Source organism: Geomicrobium sp. JCM 19039 (assembly GCF_000698145.1).
GTDB lineage: Bacteria > Bacillota > Bacilli > Bacillales > Marinococcaceae > Geomicrobium_A.
Genome location: NZ_BAXB01000023.1, coordinates 1 through 17,355 on the forward strand (window position 1 = coordinate 1; position 17,355 = coordinate 17,355).

14 protein-coding genes and 3 pseudogenes are annotated in these 17,355 nt (G+C 45.0%); 9 read left to right on the top strand and 8 right to left on the bottom strand.

Annotated features, from left to right (window positions below; all coding sequences use genetic code 11):
• The first annotated feature begins 208 nt into the window (after positions 1-208).
• Entirely contained in the window at positions 209-643 is a 435-nt protein-coding gene (locus tag JCM19039_RS17240) for a hypothetical protein (RefSeq protein WP_042429517.1), read from the top strand.
• Positions 644-1,643: 1,000 nt separating this feature from the next.
• Here the strand turns inward: JCM19039_RS17240 and JCM19039_RS17245 are convergent.
• The 4 genes and pseudogenes from JCM19039_RS17245 to JCM19039_RS17260 all read right to left on the bottom strand — a co-directional run bounded on the left by JCM19039_RS17245 (position 1,644) and on the right by JCM19039_RS17260 (position 5,082).
• Positions 1,644-3,383, bottom strand: a complete 1,740-nt coding sequence (locus tag JCM19039_RS17245) for a DUF6020 family protein (protein ID WP_042429520.1) — start codon at positions 3,381-3,383, stop codon at positions 1,644-1,646.
• Positions 3,380-4,316, bottom strand: a pseudogene (locus JCM19039_RS17250) (glycosyltransferase family 2 protein). Before JCM19039_RS17250 ends, JCM19039_RS17245 begins: the two are co-directional and overlap by 4 nt.
• An 84-nt stretch (positions 4,317-4,400) precedes the next feature.
• Positions 4,401-4,736 (bottom strand): EamA family transporter, encoded by a 336-nt coding sequence (locus JCM19039_RS17255; protein ID WP_042429522.1) that lies wholly within the window; start codon positions 4,734-4,736, stop codon positions 4,401-4,403.
• Positions 4,723-5,082 carry a membrane protein gene (locus JCM19039_RS17260; protein ID WP_042398748.1) on the bottom strand — a complete coding sequence of 120 codons (360 nt, stop codon included), beginning with the start codon at positions 5,080-5,082 and terminating at the stop codon, positions 4,723-4,725. The genes JCM19039_RS17255 and JCM19039_RS17260 overlap by 14 nt, the downstream gene beginning before the upstream one ends.
• Positions 5,083-5,251: 169 nt before the next feature.
• Between JCM19039_RS17260 and JCM19039_RS17265 the strand changes: the two genes are divergently transcribed.
• Positions 5,252-7,024, top strand: coding sequence for a CotH kinase family protein (locus tag JCM19039_RS17265; protein WP_042429525.1), 1,773 nt, complete (start codon positions 5,252-5,254; stop codon positions 7,022-7,024).
• A 114-nt stretch (positions 7,025-7,138) separates the two neighbouring features.
• On the opposite strand, the gene JCM19039_RS28160 is transcribed toward JCM19039_RS17265, so the two are convergent.
• From JCM19039_RS28160 to JCM19039_RS27505, 4 genes are all read right to left on the bottom strand, one after another.
• Complete coding sequence (locus tag JCM19039_RS28160) at positions 7,139-7,243, bottom strand: AroM family protein (RefSeq protein WP_081834586.1); 105 nt, start codon at positions 7,241-7,243, stop codon at positions 7,139-7,141.
• Entirely contained in the window at positions 7,222-7,818 is a 597-nt protein-coding gene (locus tag JCM19039_RS17270; protein WP_052398898.1) for an AroM family protein, read from the bottom strand. The genes JCM19039_RS28160 and JCM19039_RS17270 overlap by 22 nt, the downstream gene beginning before the upstream one ends.
• A gap of 66 nt (positions 7,819-7,884) precedes the next feature.
• Positions 7,885-8,643 carry an ABC transporter substrate-binding protein gene (locus JCM19039_RS27500; protein WP_307190289.1) on the bottom strand — a complete coding sequence of 253 codons (759 nt, stop codon included), beginning with the start codon at positions 8,641-8,643 and terminating at the stop codon, positions 7,885-7,887.
• Positions 8,616-9,461 carry an ABC transporter substrate-binding protein gene (locus JCM19039_RS27505; RefSeq protein ID WP_307190290.1) on the bottom strand — a complete coding sequence of 282 codons (846 nt, stop codon included), beginning with the start codon at positions 9,459-9,461 and terminating at the stop codon, positions 8,616-8,618. The genes JCM19039_RS27500 and JCM19039_RS27505 overlap by 28 nt, the downstream gene beginning before the upstream one ends.
• 330 nt (positions 9,462-9,791) lie before the next feature.
• Here JCM19039_RS27505 and JCM19039_RS17280 point away from each other — a divergent pair, with 330 nt between their 5' ends.
• The 7 genes and pseudogenes from JCM19039_RS17280 (at position 9,792) to JCM19039_RS17310 (ending at position 16,690) form a co-directional block, all read left to right on the top strand.
• Positions 9,792-10,751 carry an ABC transporter permease gene (locus JCM19039_RS17280; RefSeq protein ID WP_042429526.1) on the top strand — a complete coding sequence of 320 codons (960 nt, stop codon included), beginning with the start codon at positions 9,792-9,794 and terminating at the stop codon, positions 10,749-10,751.
• A gap of 77 nt (positions 10,752-10,828) precedes the next feature.
• Entirely contained in the window at positions 10,829-11,650 is an 822-nt protein-coding gene (locus JCM19039_RS17285; RefSeq protein WP_081834590.1) for an ABC transporter permease, read from the top strand.
• Between the two features lie 15 nt (positions 11,651-11,665).
• Positions 11,666-12,697 (top strand): ABC transporter ATP-binding protein, encoded by a 1,032-nt coding sequence (locus tag JCM19039_RS17290; RefSeq protein WP_042429530.1) that lies wholly within the window; start codon positions 11,666-11,668, stop codon positions 12,695-12,697.
• A complete protein-coding gene (locus JCM19039_RS17295) occupies positions 12,672-13,655 on the top strand; it encodes an ABC transporter ATP-binding protein (RefSeq protein WP_042429532.1) in 984 nt (327 codons plus the stop codon). Before JCM19039_RS17290 ends, JCM19039_RS17295 begins: the two co-directional genes overlap by 26 nt.
• Positions 13,656-13,658: 3 nt before the next feature.
• Positions 13,659-14,606: pseudogene (locus JCM19039_RS17300) on the top strand (DUF1177 domain-containing protein).
• Positions 14,606-15,875 (top strand): annotated as a pseudogene (locus JCM19039_RS17305) (M20 family metallopeptidase). The pseudogenes JCM19039_RS17300 and JCM19039_RS17305 overlap by 1 nt, the downstream one beginning before the upstream one ends.
• Positions 15,876-16,003: 128 nt before the next feature.
• On the top strand, positions 16,004-16,690 hold the full coding sequence (locus JCM19039_RS17310) for an IclR family transcriptional regulator (protein WP_238545115.1): 687 nt from the start codon (positions 16,004-16,006) through the stop codon (positions 16,688-16,690).
• The last annotated feature ends 665 nt before the right edge of the window (positions 16,691-17,355 follow it).

Below are 17,355 nucleotides of genomic sequence, written 5' to 3' on the forward strand. Positions count from 1 at the left end.
CAATCGGGTAACAATTGATGGCAGAATGGTGAAACCTATAATACCCTGATGATTACTGGTTGTTAAGGGTTTACACCGAGGGGAGCAACGTTATGCAAAGAGGTTTTTTCCTTTGCGTAACAATTTTTTGATTAAAATTCGTTAACGAATAAGAGGTGAGAACATTATTAGAAAAACTATTTTAGGAGCAATAGTCATCATTAGTTTCATGATATTTTTCATTATTTATAATACCGATGAAAGTAACAAAGTAATATTTGAAGAGGTCGATATCTCTGTTTTGCAGATTCAGGAGACAACTAATGAGTTAATAGCGATTGTAAGAATTGAAAACGATTCAAAATTTACCCTTGCAGATAATCATTTTTATTTAAGTAAGAGTGAAAATGATGATATCTATTATGAAGTTTCCGATAGTGGTCACTTCTATGAAAGTACCATTACAAGTGATGTACAAGAAGAGAATTTAGAAATAGTAGAGTTAGATGAAATAAAAAAAGGAACTAGCATTGTCCACCTACACTTCACCGAAGCAGAAAGAATACATAACAAAACGATGTTATATTTACAAAGCAACAAACAAATAGAAGACGGTTTGAGCAGACTATTTCCTTTTAGAGTTTATGCTAAACTAACACCTTAAATAGATACATTTACGAATTGTTAAAACTAAATTGAGTAATTAAGATAGGGGTATACTAGGTATGATTACCTGAATCACTGCAGCTTCTTTTCTTTCCGGAGGCATCTGTAAAGCGCAAAGCGAAGCTTTGACATCAACAAACAACATTTTAAGGCATTGTTAAAAACCCACAAATAGGGTCAGTTAACAATGCCATTTTTGTCGTTCTATAAGAAGTAGGATCAAATCAGGTGAAGATGGCTAATAAAATGGGAAGAGAAAGTGTAAAGAAACAGGGTAATACGTTTATTCTTTAGGCGGATGATGGAAAGGGTGTCTACGAACAAGAGGATGAGCATGGTGATGATGGAACTTTTCAACCAGTTTCGTGTCAATAGGTTCAAAGTGCGCGAAAGTTTAGCAGAAGTGTGTACTAAAGGGGTTGAAATGATTAAACTAGCGCGCAGATTGACGGAGTGTAAGGTCTTGCACCATCTCTCTAGCAGAAACCCCAAATTCCTGTTGGCGTGAGCAGCGCCGAACCCGGACCGGTTTCGTTCGGCCCCGCAGGGCTGACAGGTTGCCAGTCGTTTGGCATCAATCTGCGCGCAAGTTGGAAGGAACTGCGCGCAAGTTTTGCGAAATGCGCACTAGAATCGTCGATAACAGCAAACTAGCGCGCAGAAAGACTAAACTAGCGCGCAGATTGAGGTGCTAGGCTGTGCACGATCCGCGCCGCTGTGGTCGACAGGTCATAGCACGTTAGCATGGTATTGCCTTGAAACTGTTACCTAGTTAATACCATCTATGCTCTAGTTCGTTTCATTTTTCCGTTCAACGTAAACTCATGCCCAACATGAGAACAGACTCCCCAAACTCGGTAACAAATTGAGCCTTATTCCTCGCTCCAAGTCTCAACATGCAGCCGCACCGAATCTTGAGGTGCTAGGCTGTGCACGTGACGCCCCGCCACCCCGCTCCCATCACACAAAAACCCCCGCACGTTGCGTGCGGGGTTCGATCATTCGCGACGGTAGTTTCCGAGCGAGAACAGAGCAACCACGAATAGAATAAAGTAGTTTCCGAGTAGATAGCGGAAGTCTTGGGCCGGTATGGCTGCAAGCATCGTCGCCCAATTGAGCAGCACCGGGGCGCTGACAACGAGTGCAGTCATGCCGTTCTTGATTACACCTGCTGCGGTAATAAGTATGAGCAGCAAGGCGAAGAGGGCAGGGCGCCAAAGGAGCTCAAGGGTGTACTCTTCGGTATATTCGAGATAGCTCATCAGCTCGGTGTGTAGACGTTCGCTGACGGGGTTCATTTCTAAGCCGTGCGGGTTGTCTAACACGTCGGATGCATAAGCGGCGGTGTACGCCCGTTCGGGCTCGTGAATTTGCCAGACGACGGATGTTTGCAACAAGTAGCCATCGACGGCGAGGCCGAAGTTCCGCGCAACGACGCCGGCCCAATTCTGAATATAGAGCGGGATTTCATCAGCGAGTTGTTCCCGATCGAGCTGCGGATTGAACTTGATATGATCCGATAAAAATGGATGATAAGCTTCTTGCCATTCTTCAATTGGCATTAGGCTGTCAAGGTACTCCAGCTGCTCATCGGTGAGATCGCCGTCGTTCGTCAGAATGTAGCCGATCTGTTGGTGCGGAATGCTCAATGACTCGATCGTTTGTGCAGCGTTCACGTCCATTGCATCAAATACCGGCCCGGTGATAATCATATACGTGGCAACCGTGATGACGATTGGTGTGACGATGCGGCGCCAGTACTGGAAGTAGAACACGCCGAGCACGATGAGCGAGACGACGGCAATCGGCAGTCCGTTATTGCGGAAAAAGGCAAGCAACAACATGGTGAGCGTCAGGATGGCGACACTTCGCCAAGACCCGAGCCACGCACCTCTGGACATGACGATGTTCATAAAGAACACGGTGAATAGCATGAGGAACACGCTATAGAGCACGTCTTTCCAAAATGTGACCACGTAGATGCCAGCGGCGGGCAACAAAATGAAGCCGAGTGTGGCAATAATGAGTGGTACGTAAGGCAAGCCGATGCGGCGTAATGAATACATCGCATAGCCGTACACGGCGGCGAGAACGAACACTTGGAACAAGGTGACGACCGCAGGGTTGTCCCAAAACGATGTCAGAATGATCGTGAGTGTCGTATAAATCATCGGGTGCCAGTTGCTAAAGTCATAGTCGAGCGATTGGCGCCAATGGTGGAATGAGTCTGGCGTCATTGGACCTGGGAAGAATCCAAGCCAATAGACGAGGCCCATTACGACAACGGGAATCGCGAACCAAAGGATCACGAGGCGAGACGGCTGTTCTCGTTGCCAACCGACCCGCCAATCGGTATTTATGATCGTAAACAAAATCGTCCAGACGAGCACGATATATGTAGCGATGGCTATGAGTGCGACTGGCCACACGCCGACGCTTCCTTCCACGTCCAAGTGCGCCATTTCTCCGGCGGTGCTGAAATAGAAAAGAAACGTCATGACCGCGATGACAATGACACGTAACGGTCGGAGCGCATCGGTCAAAAACCGTCGGCCCTCATGATACAAATGATGGAAGAATAATAAGTAGAGCACAACAAAGACGAACGAAAAGATGACGACCCGTGAAGGTTGACTTTCCCACGTAGCGTACACCGGCTCAAACAACGTGAGCACAGCACGTCCGCTCACGAGGCCAAGGACGACAGCGAGCGCAACATAAATCAATAAACGCTTCATCGGCGCTCACGCCTCAAATCACTTGCAATCCGGTTCAACTCAACCTCATACTGCTTCTTCTGACTCGACGCAACCGTGTCCAGAATGAGCCGCATATGAGCGACAGCACACTAAGCACAATCAGACCGACCGCAAGAATCGCCGATGGCACCTTCTCCACAAATTGCGTCTGCACAAACTCAACAATGACAGGAATTCCAGCAGCTAAACCGAGCACAAGAAAAAGAACACTCCAAATCGTGAAAAAAGAAAGCGGTTTGTATTCTTTGAACAATGTGAAGATCTTACGCAACACTTTGAACCCGTCCGAATACGTGTTCAGTTTCGATTCACTGCCTTCTGGCCGGTCTTGGTAGTCAATGGGTACTTCTTTCACATTCAGACGCTTGTCCAACGCATGAATCGTCATTTCCGTTTCGATCTCAAAGCCTGGACTCATGACCGGCATCGTTTTTACGAATAACGGATCAAACGCCCGATAACCTGTCATAATGTCTTTCACGTCGCTCTTGTATAGGAAGTTAATCGTATTCTTTACGAGATTGTTTCCTAAGTCATGGAAGGCGCGTTTGTTCTCGTCGGTGTATGTACCGTTTGATAACCGGTCACCGATGACCATGTTTGCGTTACCTTGTATAACGGGTTCGATGAGCTCGTGAACGAAAGTTGCTGGGTAGGTAAGGTCGCCATCAACGACGACGTAGCAATCGGCGTCGATGTCGCGAAACATGGAGCGGAGCACAAACCTTTGCCTTGGCGGGTTTCGGTTCTTACGATTGCTCCATGGGCGAGGGCAACTTCTGATGTCTTGTCTTTTGAGTTGTTGTCGTATACGTAAATGGCTGCGTCAGGCAGTTCGCTTTGGAACTCGTCAATGACGGCACCGATGGTCTGTTCTTCGTTATAGCAGGGAATTAATATGGCTATGTGCATGGTGGTACACCCCGTTCTTCTGTGACTAAATGCCTTTATTAGTATAACAAAACCCGTTGACAAGCACACACAATTGTTTACAAATTATAGGACTAATAGCCAGGCTCCGACAAGGATGAAGATGGCACCAACAAGTTTCCTGCCGGTAATGGCTTCTTTAAGGAACAAGTAGGAGATGATGAATGTCCATAAGTACGTGATGGATGTGAGCGGGAACACGACGGTGAGGGGGAGAAACTGCAGCACGTAAATGTTGAGCAGTGCCCCGAACCCGTAAAACCCAGCGCCTATACTTAAGTTCATGATAAATGTTCGGTGCAATCCGATGCCCTGGCTCGTTGCCCGTTTAAAGAAGTAAGCCCCGATGGAGCCAAGCAGTGTGAATACGAGGATAAGGCCAATCCAACTAATGATCGCCACCTCCAATGAACACCGCGCCACACACGATTAGAATTGTGCCGGCTACATTTGCGATGGACAACGTTTCTTGCAAGAAGAATACGCCAAGAAATACAGCGACGACATAGCCGATGCTAAGCAGCGGATGCAATACGGACAATGCGCCAAATCGAAAGGCAATGATCATAAGAACGGCGCCAGCGCCGTACAACATAAACCCAGCGATGAGCTCCACGTTGATTTCTGCACCGGAAAGCTTCCATAGAAATTGTCCGATCGCTGTTGAGAATGAAGCAGCGATCATGAGAACGATGCCGAGCCAATTGTTTTGTAGGGAGCGCACGATGCGCTGGGGTATTTGATTCATCTACGTTCATCTCCTCATCTACACGATATTTTACGTGATCTAGCGGGAGAAGGGAAGATGGGAATTCGACAGTTTTTTTCCATTATTTATACATTTTTATATGTAAAGGGTTGCATGATTCGTGTATAATGCGAAGAGGATAATTTGTACGAAGGATGGTGAAATCACCATGAAGAAAAGAGCCATGTGGCTAACGGCTTCTTCTGTCGTTTTACTTGCGGCTTGTACCTCAGGCGGTGTGAGTGAAAGTGAGGAGTTGCCGGAGGAAGAGGAAACTATAGAAGAGGTGCCAGAAGAGACATTTACTGGGCGCACTGAGGTTGAGGAGCACATTCTTGCCCAAGATATTCAACCGCTTTATATTCATATGGGTAATGAGGACGTCGAAGAGTTGTACGAGCGTGACCCTGACGATGATGATCGCTTGCCTGCATATGTGAAGCTACACCCCGAAAGCAATGACTTGCTCCAGTTGGACGGAGGTCTTCGCTTTCGAGGAAATTCCACAAGATATGTGGATAAGAAATCATTTAACGTTCGTTTCGAAGACGATCAACCATTCTTATTTGGGAGCAATCGCCTCAATTTGAATGCAAACTACAGCGATTCGTCGATGATGCGCGATCAGTTGTCATTTGAGCTTTTCCGTGATCTTGGCCTTCCAGCGCCGCGCACGGAATATTTAAACCTGTTCATTAATGATCATTATGAAGGATTGTATACACACGTCGAGCGGATTGATAGTGATTTGCTGGAAGCGAATGGCTTAAATGGCGACGGCACGCTCATTCGTGACCGCATTCGCGAACATGAAGATCATGAGTTAAACTCGACGTTTGCGTACAATCTGCACAACGTTGAAGACAATGCGACTTTTTTGGAGGACGTGTTTGATTACCGTGGCGATCCGAATTGGGATGCGGTTGCGGAATTGATTACGTGGGTTCATGACACCCCGGCTGGTGCCGAGTTTGCGGCGAAGTTCTACGAAGAGATGAACGCCGATCAAGTGATTGATTGGTTAGCGCTTCACTTTATCGTCGGTGATATGGATGCCTTCGGAGATGACTATTGGTGGTATTTGGATGATGAAGACCCGAACGCCACATGGACGTTCATCCCTTGGGACAAAGACTTGACGTTCGGTTCACATTCCCGTACAGAAGTCGGTACGCTGAACAACTATTATCGCTACGATTACGGGCTGACGTCTGGTTGGGACAACGTTCTCATTGAGAAGATGCTTGAGACGCCAGAGATTGTTGAACACTTTGAACAACGGCTGCTCGAGCTAATGGACCATTTCGACGAAGCAGACATGAATGAGCGAATTGATCGTTATGAAGCGCGCTCGTCAGCGAGTGTGCAAACGAACCCTGCAGAGCCAGGCGGCTTTGTGCTCCACCCTCAGAATCACTTTACAGATATCAGTGATTATGAAGCACAAATCGAGGCTGTACGTGAGTTCATTCCGTTGCGATACGAAAACATTCAGTATCAGCTAGGGTTACTCGATGATACGAGTACGAGAGACGTCGTTCGTGCTGTGGAAGCCGATGAAAATGGGGATATTTACTTTACGAATGCAAACGGCTTCGTCATCGGAAAGATTGATGTTGAACAGGTGCACAACCCTGGAGAGATCCGTATCTCTATTAGTGACGATAACCAAGAAATTAATGGAGTCCAGCGAGCGTACACAATTGATTTAGGTGAAACAGACCTAGACGGCGAGCTATCTCTTTACTACCAGAACACAAACAACGACCTCAACTGGTACAAAAATGAAGATGACATTGGTGACCAGTGGGACCTACAAATCAAACAGCTCGACGGTTCAGACTGGACAGCAATTGAGACGGAAAACAACCCGTACACCAACCGCGTCACTACTCCACTAAACGTCGACCAACAGGCCACATTCATCATTGAACAGCCATAACACCGCCCCATCCAGGGTGGTTTGTTATGGTTCGAGAGTGGTGAGCTACAAATCAGAATAAGGTTTAAAGATTGTTTACCATTCATAATTGCAAGGTGTGGCATAAATGCTTAATTATAACAACTCGGCTGCATAACGGAATACGAGATTACGTGATACAAGGATGTTCTTATTTGTATGATGGCGAATGTCATTCTTCATTGCTGTAGAGTAACCCATGCAATCAAGGACAATGAGCTTTGACGGGGTTCTGGCGTTATCTTTAACAGCATAAGCATATTCGATGTTGTGTATTCATATGGAGAACAGATCATAGGGTGCACGTTTAGACCTAGACGATTCCATTTCTTCGCGCTTGCAGCAGCTTGTTCTTCTTTTGGCATGACGACATCTACATCACGAGCCTCGTGCAGCAACCCTTTAACAGTATGGGTAAGGATTAAATCGGGGTAAAGAACAGGTACACGAGATGGAAAAGCTGGAAACTCCCCAGTGCAAGCAAGAATAATCATTTTTATAGGCGTTTCGTTCATTTGATGAATGATAAGCTCAATGCGCGGCAAGATTTTTTGTTTTGATAACATCACTTGCTCACCATTGTAAAGACGGGAAACAAGCAATGTTTCCCCATTACCTGGTGAGGGTGAAAGTGCATGGATCTCGTCCATGCTTAATCCATCCAATACACCCTGTTCAATTACGTCGGCTTGATCAGATAGTATCGTTCGTAGGTCAGCGGTGAAATCTAGCCGCGGTGCTTGACCAATCGTGATGACGCCAATGGTTTCTTTCATAGAAAATCTCCTTTGATTATATAAAAGCAGGAAGGAAGCTACGGATGAGCCCCTTCCGTATGTCAGTTATTCGGAAATAGATAGATTAATGCCGTTAGGACTTGTCACGTAGATAGACCCGTCCGGTGAAAGGTGGAATCCTTCAACTTTTGGGTGAATAGCTGTTGCGATATCAATATTGTCGAGTTCAATGCTCGCGAACTCACTCATAATAATATCCATAGCTTCTTGGTAAAGCGCGGTTCTCTCTTCTTGATCGCCGGTATCAGTAAGTGCTTCGTCAAGAAGGGCATCAACATCAGGATTCGAATAGGCTTTGCCGTTGCCATTAGAACCAACTTGGTCAGAGTGAAAACGTTGGTTTAAGAAGAAATACGGATCTGGGTACCAAGACCACCCGCCAATATTGAGCGGTGCTTGTCCACTTGCAACAGTATCCGTTAATGTCCCCCACTCGGATACATTCACATTCACGTCGATGTTTAAGTTTTCTTTCATTTGGTTCTGAAAGATGGTTGCGTAGTTAGAGCGTGTTTCCAATACATACAAATCAATTGAAAATCCGCCTGCGTAGTCGGTGTCATCCAGAATGTTGCGTGCTTCTTCTGGATCATATTCGGGCTTTAAGGATTCAAGCGAATCATCATATCCCCATGATTCTTGAGGAAGTGGTGCATAGGACATCGTTGCTCCACCATACTGATGGACTCCTTGAACGATCTCCTCCACATTGGTTGCTTTATACATTGCTTCACGAACCTTTGGATCCGCAGTGGGTCCGGTTTCATAGTTCATATCTAGATACGTGATCGATAGCCCCGGCACAGAAAGGAGTTCCAGCTCACTGTCTTGCTCAATGACTTCCCGGCTTTGCCTTGGACATTCGTCGCGATGTCGATATCACCAGAACGGAGTGCGTTCGTCATCATTGATTGGTCAGAAATAAACGTAAAGCTAACCCCATCTAAATTTGGGGTTTCGCCCCAGTAATTGTCATGTCTGGTCAGATCGACTTGCTGATCGGTTTGCCAATTGTCGAGCACAAATGGTCCGGTGCCGATAAGGTTTGCGCCGAACTGGTCACCCCATCCCTCAACTTCTTCTTCAGGAATGATGATGTTTCCTTGATCTGTAAGCATGGCAAGTAGGGCAGAATTGGGTTCAGCCAAATGAACAACCACTTCGTGATCTCCGGTAATTTCAACAGATTCTACGCCATTCAAACGATTTTGGGTTGACTCATTAGCAGAACGCTCCAGGCTATACTGCACATCTTCCGCCATCATAAGACGACCATCCTGGTACTCTCCTTCCTGAAAATGAACATCATCTCGTAAGGTGAAGGTATAGCTCATCATATCATCAGCCACTTCCCACTCAGTAGCAAGTGATGGACTGAAATCTTGCATATCCTTGTCATATACGATTAGCGTATCCGCTACGGAGCGCATAATTTGTGATTCATACACTCCGGTGTAAAGAATTGGGTCGAGCGTACTTGCATTTGAAGCGAGTCCGATGTTTAGTTGTCCCCCGCCTGCCTCCTCTGATCCACTGGCTTCTTCTGATGATGAGTCTGAACAGGCACTCATCACGAGCAGTAATGATCCTGCAGTTAATGAGAAAAGCGCTTTCTTGTTCATTCTTCTCAACTTCCTTCCCGTTTTATTCTAATAGTGAAATGATAATTCTTATAATGAACTATAGTGAAGTACACTTAAACTATCAAAAAAATCATTATTGTCTATAAGAATTTATAATTTTTTGTCAACGAGAAAAAATAATGAATCAACCAATAATATAGAAGATTATCGGTTGATGTTGAGTAAGAATAAAAGATAATCTAACAAGAAATGTAGTTTCTCTTAATAATTTTATGAATCTTCTATTTACAACCGTTTAATCGAGTGATAAGATTTGTTCAATTCACTATGTAAAATGTATATTCATATAAAGAATAAAAGGGGGATATTATGAAAGGTTTTCTGTTGCGCAGGGTATTGCAAATCGTTCCTACGTTGCTCGTTGTCGCTATCATTGTTTTCTTAATTACTCGAATTATGCCAGGGAATCCAGCGGCGGTTCTGCTCGGTCCACAAGCGAGTGTTGAGGATATTGAAGCATACGCTCAACAGTTAGGATTGAACGACCCAATAATCTCTCAATTTTTCCAATACATAATCAACCTCATTACATTTGATTTTGGAAACTCACTCACGTACAACCAGCCGGTCATTACATTGTTGATAGAGCGGTTTCCAAATACGATTTTGTTGGCACTCAGTGCATTAGTCATTGCCATGGTGATTGGTGTCCCTGCTGGAATTATCGCTGCAAAAAGACAAAACTCGTTTATTGATTATTTAGTAACAACGTTCTCACTTGTGGGAGTGAGTATGCCAATTTTCTGGCTTGGTCTCATGCTTGTGCTCTTTTTCAGTGTCAACCTAGGTTGGCTGCCAGCGACAGGGATGGGATCATTTGACGATGGTTTGTGGGCAGGTTTAAGACATCTCATATTGCCGAGTATTGCGCTCGCTACAATTCCTGCGGCAGAGTTTGCTAGAATCATTCGCTCCAGCATGTTGGAAGTAGTTTCTCAAGATTACATTAAAGCTGCACGTTCAAAAGGTGTGCATGAATTCTTTGTCATTTGCAAACATGGGCTAAAAAATGCACTTACCCCGCTACTGACGGTCATCGGCCTACAATTTTCAAACTTGCTTGGAGGTGCAGTTCTAACAGAGACAATTTTTAGCTGGCCTGGGATGGGGCTGCTGATCGTAGATGCAATTGAACGACGTGATTACATGGTTGTACAAAGTACGGTCTTGTTTATTGCCATCATCTATGTGGTTATCAATCTCATAGTCGACATTCTCTATAAAGTTGTGAACCCGAAAGTAAACTTGGATACAGGAGGTGGGAAATAGTGCACAACGAGACAGCTTCAGATCGTGAATTGCTCTATGAAGAACAATACAAGCGGGCACAGAAAGAACAATCGTTCATGAGAAAGCTGCTCCGCAACAAGTTGGCTGCTTTTGGTTTTTTCGTCATGATTGTTCTCGTTTTTACTGCTATTTTTGCCCCGTGGATCGCTACTCACCCACCTCATCAAATGGATGTAACGAGAACATTGCTTGGACCAGGAGAGATGGGACATTTGCTCGGGACGGACAGCTACGGGCGCGATACATTCAGCCGTATCATATACGGTGCTCGCATTTCATTAATTGTTGGTGTAGCTGCTGTCGTATTCGGGGCAGTTTTCGGCTCATTGCTCGGAGTTATCTCTGGCTATTTCGGCGGGAAGATTGATGCCATCATTATGCGAATTATGGATGGAATGATGGCATTTCCCTTCATCTTGCTCGCGATCGTGCTCATGACCGTTTTTGGACAAGGCTTGATGAACGTTATTTTTGCAATTGGTATTGCTAACATTCCAGGTTTTGCTCGCGTAGTGCGCGGACAAGTACTTTCTGTGAAAGAAGCCGATTACATTGATGTGACACGCTCACTTGGTGCTAAAAATACCCGTATTATTTTTCATCATGTACTTCCAAACAGCATTGCACCATTAATTGTTTATGCAACGATGGCAGTGGCAGGAGCCATTATTTCTGAAGCCTCGCTTAGCTTTCTTGGCTTAGGTGTTCAACCTCCGACAGCATCTTGGGGCAGTATGCTGCAGGAAGGCAAAGACTATCTTGTTTTGAACCCTGAGCTCGCAACAATCTCAGGACTTGCTATTTTAATTACGGTGCTTTCTATTAATTTATTCGGTGATGGTTTGCGGGATGCACTCGACCCGAAAATGAAGATCTAAGTGAGGTGAGAATATATGGGTGAGGAACTATTACGGGTAGAGGATTTGTTTGTCGAATTTAAAACCGGTTCGATTGTGACAAAAGCAATAAACGGTGTGTCTTTTTCGCTTCATCAAAACGAAACTTTAGGCATCGTAGGAGAGTCAGGGTCAGGAAAAAGCGTGACGGCATCTGCTGCTATGCGCCTTATTCCAAATCCTCCAGGTCGAATTACAAGTGGAAGTATTGTTTATAAGGGTCAAGACATTAGTCAATTAAATGAATCGAAGATGCGAAAGCTTCGTGGCAATGAAATGTCAATGATTTTTCAAGATCCAACCACAAGTTTGAATCCTGTTTTTACGGTGGGGCATCAACTAATGGAGTCCATTCGAATTCACAAAAACTTGTCCAAACGAGAAGCTAAACAAGAGTCGTTGCGAATGTTGGAGCTCGTTGGCATTCCTGCAGCTAAGCAGCGTCTAAAAATGTATCCTCATGAATTCTCTGGTGGGATGCGACAACGAGTGATGATTGCGATTGCGCTATCTTGTCAACCTCAATTGCTCATCGCAGACGAACCGACGACTGCCTTGGATGTGACTGTGCAAGCTCAAATACTTGCGCTCATGAAAGATTTACAGCGTGAGTTTGGGATGGCCATTATGATGATCACACATGATCTGGGAGTGGTTTGGGAAACGTGCGATTCCATTATCGTGATGTATGCCGGGCAAGTAATGGAGCGTGGGTCTGTACGCCAAGTGTATGATAAACCGTTGCACCCGTACACGTGGGGGCTGTTAGATTCACAAATTGCGAGTGACCAGAATAGCCAAGAGGTATTGCCTGCTATACCTGGTAGCCCGCCAGATTTAAGCTTTGACGTGCAGGGCTGCCCTTTTGCTGATCGTTGTCCATATGTTGAGGAGATTTGCAGGGAATCAAAACCTGCTAGGGTTGCGATTGAAGATGGTCATGAAGTGGCATGTCATTTCCAAACCGATACGTCAGAACTAACAAGAAAGGAGGAGGCAAATATTGGGGCATCCGCTACTGGAAGTTAAGCAGGTTAAGAAACACTTCCCTGTCAAAGGGACGATCCCATTTGTGCCTAGCCGCCAAAGCGTAAAGGCTGTTGATAATGTTAATTTTCATGTGATGCCCGGAGAGACGCTAGGCATCGTAGGTGAATCAGGATGTGGAAAGTCGACGTTAGCCAGATTAATCAACCGCCTAATCTCACCAACGGAAGGCGAGATGAATTTTAAGAATAAAGATCTCGTTTCCTTATCAAAAAGAGATTTGCGAACGGTTCGCAAGAACATCCAAATGGTGTTTCAAGATCCTTATGCCTCCCTTGATCCAAGAAAGAGAGTGGGTCAATTGATTGAAGAACCACTCGTCATTCACGGTGTAGGGGATTCGGTTTCTAGAAAAAGACGTGTTGCTGAACTATTAGAGATTGTCGGATTAAACCCTCGCTATCAAAATCGCTATGCGCATGAATTTTCAGGTGGCCAGCGACAGCGCATTAACATCGCTCGGGCGCTAACCTTAAATCCGGAACTCATTATTTGTGACGAACCGGTCTCGGCACTTGATGTTTCCGTACAAGCGCAAGTGATAAATTTGCTAAAAGATTTGCAAAAGCAATTCCAACTAACGTACATCTTCATCTCACACGACCTAAACGTCGTGCGATACATGTGTGATCGAATTGCCGTTATGTATCTCGGGAAAATTGTGGAAATTGGAAGTTATGAAGAGATTTATCATTCGCCAAAACATCCGTACACACAAGCGCTGCTCTCTGCGATTCCCGTTGAAAGCCCTTATGAAAACAAAGAGCGCATTATCTTGACTGGAAATGTGCCAAGTCCGATTGCTCCACCACCAGGGTGTGCATTCCATGAGCGTTGTCCATTTGTAATGGACAAGTGCAAAACAGAAACTCCGCCCTTAATTGAAACAACTGAAGCTCATCGCGCATCATGCCACTTAATTAAAAAAGAGGAGGAATAACACATGTCTTTAAAACACGTGCTTGAAATGTATGAACTATTAGACGATATTGAGGTGAACGGAGGAAAAGTTGAAGAGTATATACGTAAGATTCATCCGACAGCTGCCGAAATTACAGTGAAAACAATTACAGGTGAAAAGGGTGCCACGGATTTGTGCGCATTGTGGTACCGGGCACAAATGGGAAAGAGAATGGTGGTGCCGCCCGACGCTTGGAAGTCATCGGTAGGTTGGTGGGATTGGGGCGCGTCCGGAGATGAAAGGATTTGTCTCAGACGGTGACGGGGCACTTGCTGCACTCGCTGCTGCTGCTAAGCTAACTAGCATGACTCAAAAAGGCGATGAACTAGACGGAGATGTTATTTTTACTACACACATTTGTCCGACAGCTCCAACACAACCTCACGACCCAGTTCCGTTTATGGGTTCTCCAGTGGGCATTCATACGATGAATGCATTTGAAGTAGATAAAGAAATGGACGCCATTCTTTCTATAGATACGACAAAAGGAAACCGCATCATAAATCATCGCGGTTTTGCTATTACACCTACCATTAAAGAAGGGTACATTTTGCGAGTTAGTGAAGCTCTCCTTGATGTATACACACAGTCCGCAGGGAAACTTCCAGTGACTCTACCGGTGACCATACAAGATATCACCCCTTATGGTAATGGCGTGTACCACATTAATAGCTTCTTCAGCCAGCGGTTGCAACGGATAAACCGGTTGTTGGTGTAGCGATTACAACGGAAACGGCAGTAGCGGGTTGCGGAACAGGGGCAACGCATGTCACGGATATTGATGACGTAGTCCGTTTTAGTTTAGAAGTGGCAAAGCGCTATGGGAATGGGCAATGTGAATTGTATAATGCTGATGAGTTTCAGCGGCTCACGTCGATGTATGGTTCGCTTTCTCACTTGCAAAACGTAAAAAGTGAGGCGAATGTGTAATGAATCGTGAAGCGCTGAAAGATTTAGTTGTACAAGAGATTGAAGATCATAAAGAAGATCTCATTCGCCTTGTTAGTGACCTTATTCAGATCCCGAGTGAAAATCCACCTGGAGATTCAACGAGGATAACAGAGTATATTGAAAGCTATCTTGCCGAACACGACCTTTCATCTACTCGTTGGAATCTGCAGATAAAATGTTCAACATTATCTCTACACTCAGTGGTGAACAGGAAGGAAAAGAACTGATCTTCTGCGGTCATACCGATGTAGTGCCAGCTGGCGATTTGAGCAAATGGGATTGGAATCCAAATTCAGGAGAAGTAAAAGACGGCTGGATGCTTGGTCGTGGCGCAAGTGATATGAAGGCTGGGCTTGGTGGTCTCCTTTTTGCTTATACAGCGCTCAAGCGACTCGGCATCAGCTCCCTGGTAAGCTCACATTGGCCATTGTTCCCGATGAAGAAACAGGGGGTGAATACGGTGTTCCATGGCTTCTTAAAAATGGGCACATACAAGGAGATGGTTGTTTAATTGCTGAGCCATCATCGAGATACAACCCGACAATCGGTCAAAAAGGCGCTTACTGGTTCAGACTTGACGTTTTCGGGGAACCCGGTCACGGAAGCTTATCCCCGCTTGCTGGAGGGAATGCCATTCGAGACATGATAAGAGCCTTAGAAGAAATCCAAGGCTTGTGGGACGTGGAAGTGCAAGTTCCCGAAGAAGTTAGAGATTTAATTGAGCGTTCGCAACGCTACATGAGAGAAGTAGAAACCGATCGTGAAGGTTTTCAACCGATACTTGAGCATATCTCGGTAAATATTGGTACGATAAAAGGTGGGACGAAATCGAACATGATTCCTGAGAGTTGCACAGTGGAAGTTGACTGTCGCCTGCCGTTTGGCATTTCTCAAGAACAAGTCACCGAACGAATTACTGAAAAGCTAGACGCACTCGACATTCGCTATGAAATGAACCGATTCGGCTTTAAGAGTGTGGCCAACCACACGCCTGCAGAAGATCCGGTATGTCGGGCAATTATTGACAACATTACGTATGTGACTAACGAGGAAGCGTACGGTGTCATGCAATGGGCAAGCAGTGATGCCCGCCATTTTAGAGATCACTACATTCCAGTGTTGCAATATGGTCCTGCCTATCTGCCAAGTATTCATGGATACAACGAGAAAGTGAAAGTCGAAGATATAGTCCGGTGCTGTAAAGTATATGTTGCAGCGGTCATTGATTATCTTTATTCTGAAGAGTAAGGTTCAACTCAAGTCCTCTAATGTTGAATAAGCTTTAAAGGAGAGTTTTCATTGTTAAAAACACTAAGTATGGCGCTAAAAGTACTCAGGATGTTCACAAAAGAGAAGCCGGTATGGGAGGTAAGGAGTTGGCGACAGCTCTTGATGAAAACCATACGAAAATCTACCGGATGCTTGAAACATTAGAGGCCGAGAATTTCTTGAAGAAAAATGAAGCTACGAAAAAGTACTCACTCGGATTTGCTGTGTGGGAGTTAGGCATTACATTGTATGACAGCTTTCATGTAAGCGACATCATTCATCCTTCGCTCAAGAAATTGTGCGATCGTACAGGAGAATCTACATTTTTGACCGTTCTCGATCAGCAAGAGGCGGTCACATTTGATGCTGTAGAAGCCGATAATACTGTGAAGTTTTCCGTAGCTATCGGGGATCGAGCGCCGCTGTACGCGGGTGCCTCCTACCGTTCAATTCTGGCCTACATGCCAGATGCATTTATACAATCTATTCTTGGACAAGAGCTCGTTCAGTATACGGAAAGTACGATGACAAGCCGAGATGAAATTGAAAGAGATTTATACCGCATTCGTGAAAAAGGCTACGCATTAAGCTATGGAGAATACACACGGGATGTGGTCGCTGTCGCCGTGCCCATTTTTAACAAAGGTCGTATTGCTGGTTCCGTTACCGTCTCAGGGCCGCAATACCGAATTGATGAAAAGAAAGAGAAGCATTTTATTGATGAATTAAAACAGACAAAAGAAGAGATAGAGCTATCGTTTCAACGGTACAACGTTTCATTGTCTCTTCAATAACACGCATATAATATAGCCATCGTAATAAGGATGGCATCGTAAGTGTTTTTGCTATTGTTTAAAGTAGAAAAAGCTTGAATGAACTGCACGTACTTCGCATTATTGCTCACACGTAGTCATAATCACATATGGAATGCGCAAACGATAGTCACCTTTGAATTTGTTCCGCTGGAAACCGCCGTTGATATGGGCGGTTTTTTGTTTACAATTTTTGTGGATTAGGGGAAAGCAGCGTGTGTCATTTCTAAGTGAGAGGGTAGAGTGTCAAGCCTACGTCCATTTCTTCAGGCAGTTACTATGTGGTTTCTCCCCATACTAAACGCAAAATGCCGATATAAGCTGTAGTAGAGAGGAGTGACATTACGAACAAGCTTATTAATGGGCCGGGTAACGTCCCCCGCCAACGCCGCCGGCTCTGACAGTTTGTGGAAGGGTGTTCGCCGGTGCGGGGTCAACGTTAGTAGTGATTGATATGATTGGGTTGGAAGGTACGTCTATAATGTTGAAGTTAATATTTCCAAGTAATAAATGAAAAGAAAATTCGAAGACGTATACCAGTACTTTTGCTTGTTGAAGATCATAGATTAGCGATCAACGGTTCTATGATTGGATTTTGCACATTGGTAACGCCCCAAGTTGCCCAAATCCCCGCATTGAACGGACTT